Genomic DNA, 14482 nt, shown 5'->3' on the forward strand with positions numbered 1-14482 from the left:
TCTATTGAAAATATATCAATAAGTATAATTAACCATTTGTCATCTCATACTTTATATGATAGTTAATGCTGGTTTTTTGTTTAATCGAAAATTTTAAATAAAGTGTCGATAAACATATCATTTTAACGCTTCGGGGAAGGTCATCATAACGTGAAGAAAATTGTAATTGTATTGGGCTTAGCCATGCTACTTTCGCTACAAGGTTGTGCAGCGGTTATGGCAAGTAACCAACCTCATAAAAAGAACTTAACCGTTTTAGAGGTCGGAAAACATCGTAATCACGTGATTTCTGAACTAGGTGCTCCTGTAGTATCAGAAACAGTGAATGGCGAGCGAAAAGAAATTTATACCTTCCAACAAGGATATTCAAAAGCAGCAAGAATCAGCCGTACGCTATGGCACACGACTGCGGATATCGCCACGATTGGTCTATGGGAAATTATTGGTTCACCAACTGAGATCTACTTTAATGGTCAAAAACTCTCATATGAGGTTGTATTTGATATACAAGATAAAGTGAAATCCTCTCAGTTGATTCATACCAATGTAAATGATCAAGCAGAATTAAAACAATAGCCTAGATAGACTATTGTTTGATCGGGCTTCCACCTAGTGCCTGCATCAAAGTGACATAAGCATTGTATTGATTTTGCTTGGTTTCAACCAAACTGAGTCGTGCGTTACGGGTAGTTGCTTGAGCATCGAGTAAGTTTTTCAAGGCAATTGCACCATTGCGATATCGTACTTCCGTTAAATGTTCAGTTTTTTCTGCAAGTTCTACATTGCGTTGTTGAAGTTGAACTTGCTGATCTAACTGCATTCGATTGGATAAAGCATTTTCGACATCGGCAAAGGCTTGATACAGACCTTGACGATATTGGGTAATTGCTTTTTCATATTCAAGATCACTAATCGCAATATCTTTCTTCATATCATTATATTGAAGGAAGGGTAGGCTTAAACTTGCACCCAAGGTTAGCGCTGGATTTTGTAGTAGTTGAGTCAATGAGGTACTCGAAGCACCTAAGTTGCCTGTCAGATTAATCGATGGATAATAACTCGCTTTGGTCGCATCTTTATTGGCAAGGGTTTTTCGTAAACGTAATTCCGAAGCTTGCAGATCTGGACGACGAGATAAGATTTCCGCAGGCAAACCCACCCCGATATTAGGCAAAGCATTCCTTGGTAGCTGAGCTGGCTCTTGAATATTTAGCTGTTGTACAGGCTGATGTAACAGTACCGCAATCGCTGTACGCGCTTCTACACGTTGTTGTTCAATTTGGCTGAGACTGGCTTTTTGGCTTTGTACCGATTGTTCCGCTTGGGTCAAATCCAGACCTGATACCGCACCTGCTTTATATTGCGATTGCACCAAAGCGTAGATTTTCTGCGTGGAAGCTAAGTTTTGTTGAACCGTTCTGTAGCGTTCATTCAGATAGCCGAGTTGCCAGTATAACTTTGCTGTTGTACCAACAAGACTTTGTGCAGTGGCTTGTAAATCTTGTTCACTGGCTTGGGCCTCCCAACGACTGGCTTCAGTTTGATTTGCCAATTTCCCAAATAAATCTAACTCATAGCTCACACCCAAACTGGTTGATAGGCCGCGATCACTGCCATCACCTGAGCGTAGGTCATAGTTATAACCTGTAGACACACTGGAGCTGGTACGCAGTCCTTGTCTGTTTTCTGCCAATCCAGCTTGTAAACGGGCTTGTTTTAAGGTGATACCCGCAACGATAAGATCACTGTTTTTAGCCAAAACCTGATCAACCAGTTGGTTGAGCTGGGCATCATTGAACAGTGTCCACCATTGATCGGTCAGATTCACATTTTTATTTTTTTGGGCATCGTATTGGAACTGTTGTGGTACTTGTACAGTGGGTGCGTTATAAGGTGTTTTGACGATAGCGGTACAACCTACAAGTGTTGTACTCAAGCATAAAGCAAGGCTAAGCTTCTTCATTTTTGTATCCTTAATAAGGCTGTAACGGTGTCTTACCGAGTTCTCATCCAACTTTAGGATAAGCTTTCAGCTAGACTTACTTTGGTTTCGCCCAAAGTAAGCAAAGGCATAGTCATCCGCAAAACCTGTCATATTCTTTCAATTATCTTAATCTATCGCAGAAACAGTATTCTGTTGATACCACGCAGGTTGCGGATGACGTTCACGTGTATCATATTTCTGGGATAGTTTTTTCGCTATTATTCTCTCGCTAAAGCAGCAACAGGATCGAGTTGAGCGGCATTTCGTGCTGGTAAGAAGCCAAAAACAATACCAATGAGACTTGAACAGACAAAGGCTGCGACGATTGACGTGGTTGAGTAACTCATTTCAATAATACCTTTGGCGAAATGCTCAATAATCTGTCCAATGCCCAAAGAAAGCAGTACACCGAGTACGCCACCCAATAAGCAGACTAGAATCGCTTCGATTAGAAATTGTTGCAAAATATCGCTTTGTCGAGCACCGACCGCCATACGTACCCCGATTTCTTGGGTACGCTCAGTTACAGAAACCAGCATGATATTCATGACGCCGATACCACCCACCACCAATGAAATAACAGCAATGGCTGAAATCAACAAAGTCATGGTTGCTGTGGTTTGCTGGATGGTTTCACGGATGCTGTCTGAGTTCTGAGTAAATACATCCTGTGCGCCATGACGCTGTTCAAGCAGTGTCAGGATGGCATTTTCAGCTGCGCTACTTGGGTATTCATCTTTAATTCGCACGATGATGCTGCGAACGTTGGATTGGCCTAGCATACGACTCATAACTGTCGAGTATGGCAGATAGACATTGAGGCTGTCTGAATTGCCCATAAAACCTTGCTGAGCATCAATCACACCAATAATTCGACTCGGCACACTGCCCAGAAGAATCACTTGACCGACAGGATTGGTCCCATCCGCAAAAAAGGTTTTCTCAGTATTGGTATCAATCACCACATCCTGCGCACGTTGGGTGACACCACCTTTGTCAAAAGGTTGACCTGATTTAAAGGTCATGCCTCGGACATAGAAAAAGTCTTCACTAACACCATTTACGGTTGCTGATGCTTCGGTGTCTTTAAAACGTAGTGTCACACTGGTGTTGGCAGATGGACTGACACCATCGACATAAGGCTGTTCCGCCAGTGCATCTGCATCGGCAGGGACGAGGGTTTTGACTTGTGACGCTCTGGAGGTATCACCAAAACCCCGTCCTTGATAAACGGTAATGGTATTGGTGCCGAGACTGCTAATATTTTCTAGAATTTGTTTTTGCGAACCATTCCCCAACGCAACAACGGACACGACCGATGCAATCCCGATGATAATGCCGAGCATGGTCAAAAAAGTACGCATTCGGTGTGCATTCATGGCCAAAAGTGCCATACGGAATGCTTCACCTAAACGATCAAAGAAAGATCGCCATGCGGAGGTTTTCTTTTGCGGATTGCGTTGTAAGGAGTGATGCTCTAAATCAGGATCCTGATTTCCATGATGGTTTTCAGGCGTATTTGCGCGGTCTGAAATAATATTACCATCACTGATTTCAATAATTCGTGTCGCATTTTTAGCGACATTCATATCATGGGTCACCAGAATAATGGTATGACCTTTGGCATTCAGTTCACGTAAAATACGCATCACCTCAACGCCACTGTTCTTATCCAATGCACCTGTAGGTTCATCTGCCAAGATCACATCGCCGCCATTCATCAGGGCACGAGCAATTGAAACACGTTGTTGTTGCCCGCCTGAAAGCTGACTTGGTCGATGATCTAGACGCTCTTCAAGCCCAAGCTCGGATAATAATTCAGCAGAACGTTGTTGGCGTACATGACTCTCTACACCTGCGTAAATGGCTGGAACTTCTACATTTCCTGAAGCGCTAAGATCACCTAGCAAATGATAGCGTTGGAAAATAAAACCAAAATATTCTCGACGTAACTGCGCCAGTTCATCGGGTTCGAGCTGACGTGTTTCTCGTCCACTCACCAGATAACTTCCAGCGCTCGGCTTATCCAAACATCCTAAAATATTCATTAGGGTTGATTTGCCTGAACCCGACTGACCGACGATCGCGACCAATTCACCGGCATAAATTTTTAAATTAATGCCTTTGAGGATCTGTACTGTTCCTTCGCCCGCAGGAAATTCTCGCGTGAGGTCAGTGACCTCGAGGAGGGGCTGAACTGAATGTATTTGATCTTGAGTCATATTACATTCTCATCGCACGTTGGCTACTACGTTTTGCCGCTTCATTTGAGCTATCTGAAGCATCGGCAATCACCACCTGATCACCTTGTTTCAGGCCTTTGATGACTTGCGCTGTGACACGATTATTGAGACCAATTAACACAGGTTGTGGTTGGATGCTGCCATCTGCTTGTAGTACACGAATCATGCTGGTTGATGCTTTGCCTTGCTTAATTAATGCTTGTTCATCCGCCGTCAAATCAAGGCGTTTCGGTTGTTGCGATTTTGCGCCATCCTTGGTTTCTGTTTTATCTGTTCCGCGGTCTTTTCGATTCGGACGTTTGCTTGTTTGTAATGCAGCAGCAGGTACAGTCAGTACATTTTTTGCCTCAGCCAAGACAATATAAACTTGCGCTGTCATATCAATACGTAATTTGCCATCTTCATTTGGCACATCAAACAGCGCATTGTAGTACACAGCAGAGCTGGTAGATGACGAACTGGTGTTGGTATTTTCTGTATTAATTGAATTGGGTGCAGGTTCGACTTGGCGTAATTTTGCGTAATGTTTTTTCTCACTATTGCCTAAAGTTGTGAAATAAACCGTTTGACCTTTTTCAACGCGCATCACATCTGCTTCAGAAATCTGCGCTTTAACCGTCATGGTATCTAGTGTTGCAAGTTTCACAATGGTCGGTGCCGTTTGATTGGCATTCACCGTTTGACCTTCTTCGGTCACAATTGCCACGATCGTACCATCCATCGGCGCGACAATTTGAGTATATCCCAAGTCTTCTTTTGTTGTTGCAAGGGTTAAGCGCGATTGTTCAATCTGCGCATTGATGGCCGCGATTTGTGCTTGAGCCGTTTTGTAACTCGCTAATGCAGATTCTAGCTCAGCACGTGAGGTGGCATCTTGACTAAACATTGTTTGTTGACGTTTGTATTCCGCCTCAACTTTAGCAAGATTGGCTTGTTGAACTGCCAATTGCGCTTGTTGATTTTTAATGCTGGCTTCGGCTGTTTTCAATTCATTTTCTTGGCGAACAGAATCAATTTGAGCAATCAGTTGTCCTTGTTTAACTTGATCACCAAGTTGCACATACATCTTTTTAACTTGACCTGAAACTTGCGCGCCGACACTGACCATCTTCGTCGCTTCTAATACGCCTGTCGCTAAAACTGAACTTTCGATATCACCACGACTTACTTCAGCAGTAATGTACTGCGGTGAAGTTTCTTTAGGCTTTAACATCAGCCAACTGAGTAAGGCGATCACTAGAATGCTGACCACAATGATGATTGTTTTTACAGGACTAACTTTTTTAGAAATCATTTTTGGCATGGTACAAGCGCGTAATTAAAAATTTTGTTTAGTATAAAAGTGAAATAAGGATAAAGCGTGAATATTTTTAATCTATAATGAGAATTATTCTCTTTATTTCTGGTTTTTATCGCATGTTACGCATGTATTTACGAAGATTGGATAAATAAAGTTGTGCCACAAAGTTTGCTAATCGCTTGCAACATTAAGTGGTTGGTATTTTGCGTGGACATGCCTTTGATGGCTGCGTCAATCTGCAACAATAAATCAGGCCATGTGAGGAACTGTTGTGGATTCAGGCGACGTAAGGCTTGTTGATATTGTGAAACTTTGGTTTTCCAGATACCGAGTTGCAGGGCATTCTGAGGTTGCTCAAACAGTTGCATCAATAAACGCATTTCTTTGCTCAGCGTCCATAAAATCAGACTATCAGGTTCACCTGCGGCAAGCAGATACTGATAAATTTTAACGGATTGCGCTAAATTCCCTGCCAGTAAGGCATCACTTAAATCATAAGTGCTATAACGCGACTGATCCTGTAAACAGGCATACAATTGTTCAGTCTGAATGTGTTGGATATCAGGGAAGGTGTCAGCAACACGCATCAAGCTATTTTTAGCAGCCAATAAGTTATGTTCATGATGCTGCATCAGCCATTGCCATGCCGCTTGATCCAACTGGATACCCAGTTTTTCTGCTTCAATATTCAAAATACGTTGTCGATCTTGAGGGTATGTCGCAGTGAGCGGTACCACCACACCATTGGCTTCGACTACTTGGAAAAATGCAGATTTGAGATTGCCACTGTCTTGTTTAGGTAAAACGATCAGTAATAAATTATGTTCATTGTGTTGAATATAATTTTTGAGTTGTTTTAAAGCGCTGGCATCGGGTTTGATATTGCCATGAACTTCGATTGCCAGTTGTTGAGAAAATAATGACAAACTATTCAGGGCATTAAAGACATTTTTCCAATCATTGACACTGCTAATATCATAACGCTGGCGTTCAACATCTTGTTGCTGCCAGCTCTTACGAAAGGTGTCGAGCAGATTCTGCTCGAGTAGAGGTTCTTGACCATGAATGATCCATGCACCACGAGCATCTTTAACCCTTTTTAACGCCTGAACATAATCTAGTTTCATAGATACCGATTATGATTGAGCTTTAGGTAGGCGATTTGCTGCGATCTGACGCGTCACTTGCTGAGCCACATCATCAATCACAATACGATTCAGATAAACCTCTTGTTGATTATCCGTGTTGACTGTTGCCACATCGTATTGGTAAGTGCGTGATGCAGTTAAAGTACGCGGTTCAGTAATTTTATTGCCTTGACGGTCTTCAATTTGGAATGTCACTGTTAAACGAAGCAGTACCTCGGTCAATTTACCATTCAGTAATTGGCGGCGAGGAGTGTAGTCCAAAATGCGCAGTACATAAGCATCGTTTGAATTGCTCAGTTGTACACCTGTTGCACTCAGATAAATACTCAGACGGTTTTCAAGTTCATCGGTATTGTCAGGCAAGACTAAAGTCAATTTGTTATAGACCAGTGGTGTCGCTGCTGGATTGTTGCCTTTTAAGTGAAAGCCACAGCCGACTAAGCCTGCACTTAGACCTAAGGTTAAAACAATAGCAGCTAAACGTTGTGCTAAGTGCATATCCATTCCTCATAGACAATGAGGGCGTATATAATACGCCCCTACAGTTTAAACGACTAAATTCACCAATTTATTCGGGACAACGATTTCTTTTTTGGTTGGACCGGTTAAGAATTGTTGAACTTCTGGTAACGCTTTTGCCTGAGCCAATAAGTCTTCTTTAGAGATATCGACAGCGACGTCTAACTTAGCACGAAGTTTACCATTCACTTGTACAACAATCGTTTGTGTATTACGGGTTAACGCAGACTCATCCACTTGTGGGAATTCAACTGTGGTTAAATCCATTCCAAACTGAGTTAACAAGGTTTGACTCAAGTGCGGTGCAAATGGCGCAAGTAAAGTCAACAATGTCGTAATGGCTTCACGCGCAACGGCAACGTCATTGTCATCTTTGATTTCAAACTTATTGCTGGCATTGAGTAATTCCATCAACGCTGCAATTGCAGTATTAAAAGCATGACGACGTTCGATGTCATCACCCACTTTTTGAATGGTTTCGTGGGTTTTACGACGTAAGTCTTGCGCATCTTTTGAAAGTTTGCTGTGATCAATCGCCGTTGCTTGATTGCCTTTTTCCAAGAAACCAGACGTTAAACGCCATACGCGTTTCAAGAAGCGGTTTGAACCCTCAACACCTGCATCAGACCATTCTAATGATTGATCTGGTGGTGCAGCGAACATCATAAATACACGTGCAGTATCTGCGCCGTATTGATCAATAATCGCTTGTGGGTCGATACCATTGTTTTTCGATTTGGACATTTTCTCTTGTCCGCCGATCACAACTTCTTGACCATCACCTGAATATTTAGCTGAAAGGATACGACCTTTCTCATCACGTTCTAACTCGATATCAGCAGGGTTAAACCAAGTCTTCTTACCATTCTCAGCTTCGCGATAGAAGGTATCTGCCAAGACCATGCCTTGCGTCAACAAGTTGGTAAATGGTTCATTGCCTTGTACTACACCTTCATCACGCATTAATTTATGGAAGAAACGTGCATAGAGTAAATGCAGAATCGCGTGCTCAACGCCACCAATGTATTGGTTGACTGGAAGCCAGTTTTGCGCAGCTTCAGGTTTAACTAGACCGCCCGTAAAGTCAGGAGATGCGTAACGTGCATAGTACCAAGATGATTCTACGAAAGTATCCAATGTATCGGTTTCACGACGTGCATCGCCACCGCAGTTTGGACATTTGGTTTCATAGAACTCTGGCATCTTGTTCAATGGATTGCCAGAACCATCTGGAACCACATCAGTCGGTAATACCACTGGTAATTGATCTTCTGGAACAGGGACTTGACCACATGTATTACAGTTGATCATTGGAATTGGACAACCCCAATAACGCTGACGAGATACACCCCAGTCACGTAAACGGAATTGAACCTTCGCGTTCGCTAAACCTTGTGGTTCTAATTTAGCAAGGAATGCATCAAAAGCGGCTTGGAGGGTTAAGCCATCAAATTCGCTAGAATTGACCAGTTTGCCTTCTTTAGAGCCATACCATTCCTGCCATTCAGTTGCAGTGTATTCAGCATCATCAGCGCCTTTCGCATCGATGACTTGCTTGATTGGTAGGTTGAATTTATTGGCAAATTCAAAATCACGTTCGTCATGTGCAGGCACAGCCATTACCGCACCCGAACCGTATGACATCAACACGTAGTTTGCGATCCACACTGGTAACTCTTCACCAGTGACTGGATGCTTCACAAATAAGCCCGTTGCCATGCCTTTCTTTTCAGCAGTGGCTAAATCAGCTTCAGCCACTGACCCCATGCGACATTCTTCAATAAATGCAGCAAGTACAGGGTTGCTTTCCGCTGCTTTCAGAGCCATTGGGTGTTCAGCAGCAACCGCGACATAAGTTGCACCCATCAGGGTATCTGCACGCGTGGTATAGACAGTTAAGCTATCTGCATACACGTCAGGACTTGCAGAAGGGAAAGTGATTTCCATCCCTGTTGAACGACCAATCCAGTTACGCTGCATGGTCAAGACTTGTTGAGGCCAGCCATCCTTTAAGGTATCTAAATCGTCTAGTAATTCTTGTGCATAGTCCGTAATGCGGAAGTAGTACATTGGAATATCGCGTTTTTCAACCAATGCACCTGAACGCCAACCACGACCATTTTCGACTTGTTCATTAGCTAAAACGGTTTGGTCTACAGGATCCCAGTTCACAGTTGAAAGCTTACGATAGATCAAGCCTTTCTTATAAAGCTGAACGAATAACCATTGTTCCCAGTGATAGTACTCAGGGGTACAGGTTGCAAATTCACGATCCCAATCGACAGATAAACCCAATTTTTTTAATTGGTCACGCATATAAGCGATGTTTTCAAAGGTCCATTTTGCTGGTGCAACTTGATGGGCAATCGCTGCATTTTCCGCAGGTAAACCGAATGCATCCCAACCCATTGGTTGTAGAACGGTTTCACCTTTTAGGCGGTAAAAACGGCTAATCACATCGCCAATCGTGTAGTTGCGCACATGGCCCATATGCAGTTTGCCACTTGGGTAGGGGAACATCGATAGGATATAGCGATGTTTACCCTCTACAGTGTCTGCAACTTTAAAAACTTTGCGATTGTCCCAGTCTTGTTGAACTTGAGGCTCAATGGCACTTGCTTGATATTCGGCGTCAATGTGAGAAGTCGTCATAGGGATATGCGATACAACAAAATAAGTGGAAAATAATTGCTGCACAGCATAGCGCAAAACTGGGTGAAATGTCAGTGATTCGATGAGGATTTTATCATCAAGGCGCTGCTATCATGCCAATGCCTTGATGATCGAGTTACAATCTTTGTGAATGTTTTGATTAACGCTCAGAGGTGGTTGAAGCCTCAGATGGGGCTGGTGTTGGTGATGACTCTGTCGTTGCTGCTTGGTGATGCGATGCATCATGCGTTTCTTTCGCTGTATCCTGTGTTTTTGGAGCTGGTTTCTGCGTATTGTTGGTGGTGTAGGTTGCGACTTTATCCAAACGTTTCGCACCTTTAGGCGGAGCTGTGGTGGTGTAATGAGTCGAGCCATTTGCATCCACCCATTTATAATATTGTTGTGCATGAACTTGATTGGTACACAGTAATAGCAGGGTTGCTGTAGCTGTGTATAAACTTGTTTTAAAATAAGATACACTCATATTTTTCTCCCCAAGAGAATGCTATTTAAATTCGATTAACAGCGATAAATCAAAAAAGTAACATGCCTCGTTTTCGATCAAAAGAAAATCAATTTTGGACAAATGGGCATTTAAAATGATCAAATTATTTTGTGTATTTTGAATAAAAAAACAACAGCCAAGAAATATTATATAAAAACTGTTGCTTTATTCTTGACTTTGCTTAAGAAAGCTACAAAAATGCTTGCTTTAGTTTTATATGCGCTTATTTGATCACCCTTCGAATAAATGTCATGGCTTGCAATGGACATTCTTTCTAGCCGAGAGAATGATTTTTTGAAATATGTTTATCCCAACATGTTTTGATTCGAGATGTAATAACAGCTTATACGGCTGATGAGTCAGAAAATTTTTCCTATTGCAGCAAAAACGAGTAGAATACGCACACATACAAAAAGTGCATAAGTTAATGAATGAAACACAATTTATGCCTCCCATAGATTGTGTAAATATAGGGTGAATCACGTTGGAACTTTTATCTGGTGGTGAAATGCTCGTTCGTGCCCTCGCGGACGAAGGCGTAGAGCATGTTTTTGGTTATCCAGGCGGCGCAGTTTTACATATTTATGACGCGCTTTTTCAACAAGACAAAATCAATCATTACCTTGTACGTCATGAACAAGCTGCTGGTCATATGGCAGACGCTTATTCACGTGTAACAGGGAAGACAGGTGTTGTTCTTGTTACTTCTGGTCCAGGTGCAACAAATACTGTAACTCCAATCGCAACTGCATATATGGACTCAATCCCAATGGTGATTTTGTCTGGTCAGGTTGCGAGTCATTTAATTGGTGAAGATGCCTTTCAGGAAACAGATATGGTTGGGATTTCTCGCCCAATCGTAAAACACAGTTTCCAAGTGCGTCATGCCAGCGAAATTCCTGCCATTATTAAAAAAGCATTTTATATCGCGTCTTCTGGTCGTCCAGGTCCAGTTGTGATCGATATTCCTAAAGATGCAACCAATCCAGCAGATAAATTTGCCTACGAATATCCTGAAAAAGTGAAGATGCGTTCTTATCAACCGCCATCACGTGGTCACTCAGGTCAGATTCGTAAAGCAATTGATGAGCTGATTACCGCGAAACGCCCAATGATCTATACAGGTGGTGGTGTTGTTCAAGGTAATGCGTCTGGGTTGTTGACTGAACTTGCACACTTATTGGGTTATCCAGTTACTAATACTTTGATGGGCTTAGGTGCTTTCCCTGGAAATGATCCACAGTTCGTGGGTATGTTGGGGATGCATGGAACCTATGAAGCCAATATGGCGATGCACAATGCAGATGTGATTTTAGCGATTGGTGCGCGTTTCGATGACCGTGTAACCAACAACCCTGCTAAATTCTGTCTCAATGCTAAAGTGATACACATTGATGTAGATCCAGCAACCATTTCAAAAACTATTATGGCGCACATCCCGATCGTGGGTGCGGTAGAGCCTGTGTTGCAAGAAATGTTGGCACAACTCAAGCAAATGAATGTCTCTAAGCCAAACCCTGAAGCGATTGCGGCATGGTGGTCTCAAATTAATGAGTGGCGTAAAGTGCATGGTTTGCGTTATGAGGCGGCTAAAAATGGTGAAATGAAACCACAGCAAGTGGTTGAAGCACTGGACCGTGTTACCAATGGTGAGGCGATCATTACCTCTGACGTTGGTCAGCATCAAATGTTTGGTGCGAACTACTATAAATATAAACGTCCACGCCAATGGATTAACTCTGGTGGCTTAGGCACCATGGGTGTTGGCTTGCCATATGCAATGGCAGCGAAGCTTGCATTCCCTGATCAGCAAGTGGTGTGTATTACAGGTGAAGCATCGATTCAGATGTGTATCCAAGAGTTATCAACATGTAAGCAATATGGCTTAAATGTGAAAATTCTTTGCTTAAATAACCAAGCTTTAGGCATGGTGAAACAGTGGCAAGATATGAACTACGAAGGACGTCATTCAAGTTCTTATGTCGATTCATTGCCTGATTTCGCTAAGTTAATGGAAGCTTATGGTCATGTCGGTATCCAAATCGATCATGCAGATGAGCTTGAGTCTAAACTCGCTGAAGCGATGGCGATTAATGATAAATGTGTATTCATTAATGTCATGGTCGATCGGACTGAGCATGTTTATCCAATGTTGATCGCAGGTCAGTCGATGCAAGACATGTGGTTAGGAAAAGGGGAGCGTACCTAATGAGACATATTATTTCGGTACTCGTTGAAAACGAAGCTGGTGCGCTTTCTCGTTTGGTGGGTTTATTCAGCCAACGTAACTACAACATTGAAACTTTAAATGTTGCACCGACTGAAGATGAAACCTTATCTCGTCTGACCTTAACGACTTATGGTGATGACCATAAAATTGAACAAATTACCAAGCAGTTGAACAAACTGGTTGAAGTCGTGAAAGTGGTTGACCTATCTGAAGGTGCACACATTGAACGTGAGTTGATGTTGATTAAAGTAAAAGCGTTGGGAGCAGCGCGTGCTGAAATCAAACGTACTGCTGATATCTTCCGTGCTCAAATCGTTGATGTAACGCCAACGACTTATACCATTCAGATCGCAGGTACCACAGATAAAATCGATGGTTTTATCGATGCACTCGCAGAAAACACCATTCTTGAAGTGGTGCGTTCTGGCGTATCGGGCATTGCACGTGGTGAAAAGGTTTTAACAATTTAGTATATATTTCTCCCAATTTTGGCCAAAGCAATGCCAAAATCGGGAGCGACCAAATCTGTCCTTGTACAACAAGGGAAATGACAAAAATTTTAGCGGAGAAAACAGATGCAAATTTTTTACGATAAAGACTGTGACTTATCAATCATCCAAGGCAAGAAAGTTGCAATTATTGGTTATGGTTCACAAGGTCATGCTCATGCACTTAACTTAAAAGACTCTGGCGTAGATGTCACTGTCGGTTTACGTGCAGGTTCTACTTCTTGGAAAAAAGCTGAAAATTCAGGTCTTAAAGTTTCTGAAGTTCCAGCTGCTGTTGCTCAAGCTGACTTAGTCATGATTTTGACTCCAGATGAGTTCCAAGCTCAGCTTTATCGTGATGTGATTGAACCAAATATCAAAGAAGGTGCGACTTTAGCCTTTGCTCATGGTTTCTCTATTCTTTATAACCAAGTTGTTCCACGTAAAGACTTAGACGTGATTATGGTTGCACCAAAAGCACCAGGTCATACTGTACGTTCAGAATTCCAACGTGGTTCAGGTGTTCCTGATTTAATCGCGATTCACCAAGACGCTTCTGGAAATGCACGTAACGTTGCACTTTCTTATGCTTCTGGCGTAGGCGGTGGTCGTACCGGTATCATCGAAACTTCTTTCCGTGAAGAAACTGAAACTGACTTATTCGGTGAGCAAGCAGTTCTTTGTGGTGGTGCGGTTGAATTGGTGAAAATGGGCTTCGAAACTTTGGTTGAAGCGGGTTATTCACCAGAAATGGCGTATTTCGAATGCTTACACGAACTTAAGTTAATCGTTGACTTGATGTTTGAAGGCGGTATCGCGGACATGAACTATTCAGTATCAAACAATGCTGAATATGGCGAATACGTAACGGGTACTGAAGTTATCAACGAACAGTCTCGTGAAGCAATGCGTAATGCATTGAAGCGTATCCAGTCAGGTGAATATGCAAAAATGTTCATCCAAGAAGGTGCGTTAAACTACCCATCTATGACTGCTCGTCGTCGTCAAAACGCTGCACATGGTATCGAAGTAACAGGTAACAAGTTACGTGCGATGATGCCTTGGATTCAAGCGAACAAGATCGTAGATAAAGAGAAAAACTAAGGTTACGTGCCGCAAAAAAATGGGAAGCGTTGCTTCCCATTTTTTTTCATGCCTTGGATTCAAGCGAATAAAATCGTTGATAAAGAACAGAACTAAATTTTAGTTCCATCTTTAAAAAACCCTTGTTTTGATACAAGGGTTTTTTATTAGCTGTTGATAACAGAGTTATAACAATATAAATAAAAAATAGGCTTAATATTGTTTATGTTTTAATCGATTTAATGCGTATATTTCGTATCTGGTCGAGGCAATATCGTTGCATACTTTGGGGTATCTGCACGATTCACAACATCAAAAGAGTAATCACTT

At 42.3% G+C, this 14482-nt stretch carries 11 protein-coding genes; 4 read left to right on the forward strand and 7 right to left on the reverse strand.

Annotated elements, in window-relative coordinates; genetic code table 11:
• The first annotated feature begins 150 nt into the window (after nucleotides 1-150).
• A complete protein-coding gene (locus EAH57_RS13345) occupies nucleotides 151-576 on the forward strand; it encodes a hypothetical protein (RefSeq protein ID WP_121930478.1) in 426 nt (141 codons plus the stop codon).
• Between the two features lie 10 nt (nucleotides 577-586).
• On the opposite strand, the gene EAH57_RS13350 is transcribed toward EAH57_RS13345, so the two are convergent.
• The 7 genes from EAH57_RS13350 to EAH57_RS13380 all read right to left on the reverse strand — a co-directional run bounded on the left by EAH57_RS13350 (nucleotide 587) and on the right by EAH57_RS13380 (nucleotide 10330).
• Entirely contained in the window at nucleotides 587-1963 is a 1377-nt protein-coding gene (locus tag EAH57_RS13350; RefSeq protein WP_121930479.1) for an efflux transporter outer membrane subunit, read from the reverse strand.
• Between the two features lie 239 nt (nucleotides 1964-2202).
• Nucleotides 2203-4206 (reverse strand): MacB family efflux pump subunit, encoded by a 2004-nt coding sequence (locus EAH57_RS13355; protein ID WP_121930480.1) that lies wholly within the window; start codon nucleotides 4204-4206, stop codon nucleotides 2203-2205.
• Between the two features lies 1 nt (nucleotide 4207).
• Nucleotides 4208-5530: a MacA family efflux pump subunit gene (locus EAH57_RS13360; protein ID WP_121930481.1), complete on the reverse strand. Its 1323-nt coding sequence runs from the start codon at nucleotides 5528-5530 to the stop codon at nucleotides 4208-4210.
• A 128-nt stretch (nucleotides 5531-5658) separates the two neighbouring features.
• Complete coding sequence (gene holA / locus EAH57_RS13365; RefSeq protein ID WP_121930482.1) at nucleotides 5659-6654, reverse strand: DNA polymerase III subunit delta; 996 nt, start codon at nucleotides 6652-6654, stop codon at nucleotides 5659-5661.
• A gap of 9 nt (nucleotides 6655-6663) precedes the next feature.
• Complete coding sequence (gene lptE / locus EAH57_RS13370) at nucleotides 6664-7173, reverse strand: LPS assembly lipoprotein LptE (RefSeq protein WP_121930483.1); 510 nt, start codon at nucleotides 7171-7173, stop codon at nucleotides 6664-6666.
• Between the two features lie 48 nt (nucleotides 7174-7221).
• A complete protein-coding gene (leuS, locus tag EAH57_RS13375; RefSeq protein ID WP_121930571.1) occupies nucleotides 7222-9846 on the reverse strand; it encodes a leucine--tRNA ligase in 2625 nt (874 codons plus the stop codon).
• Between the two features lie 160 nt (nucleotides 9847-10006).
• Entirely contained in the window at nucleotides 10007-10330 is a 324-nt protein-coding gene (locus tag EAH57_RS13380; RefSeq protein WP_121930484.1) for a DUF4124 domain-containing protein, read from the reverse strand.
• Nucleotides 10331-10835: 505 nt separating this feature from the next.
• On the opposite strand from EAH57_RS13380, the gene EAH57_RS13385 reads away from it, so the two are divergent.
• From EAH57_RS13385 to ilvC, 3 genes are all read left to right on the forward strand, one after another.
• On the forward strand, nucleotides 10836-12560 hold the full coding sequence (locus tag EAH57_RS13385) for an acetolactate synthase 3 large subunit (protein WP_121930485.1): 1725 nt from the start codon (nucleotides 10836-10838) through the stop codon (nucleotides 12558-12560).
• The gene (ilvN, locus tag EAH57_RS13390) at nucleotides 12560-13051 is read left to right on the forward strand and encodes an acetolactate synthase small subunit (RefSeq protein ID WP_004672684.1); all 492 of its coding nucleotides are present in this window, start codon (nucleotides 12560-12562) and stop codon (nucleotides 13049-13051) included. The genes EAH57_RS13385 and ilvN overlap by 1 nt, the downstream gene beginning before the upstream one ends.
• A 105-nt stretch (nucleotides 13052-13156) precedes the next feature.
• Nucleotides 13157-14173, forward strand: coding sequence for a ketol-acid reductoisomerase (gene ilvC, locus EAH57_RS13395; protein ID WP_121930486.1), 1017 nt, complete (start codon nucleotides 13157-13159; stop codon nucleotides 14171-14173).
• Nucleotides 14174-14482: the final 309 nt, after the last annotated feature.

It is taken from the genome of Acinetobacter sp. 2JN-4, assembly GCF_003687745.1.
Taxonomy (GTDB): Bacteria; Pseudomonadota; Gammaproteobacteria; order Pseudomonadales; family Moraxellaceae; genus Acinetobacter; species Acinetobacter halotolerans.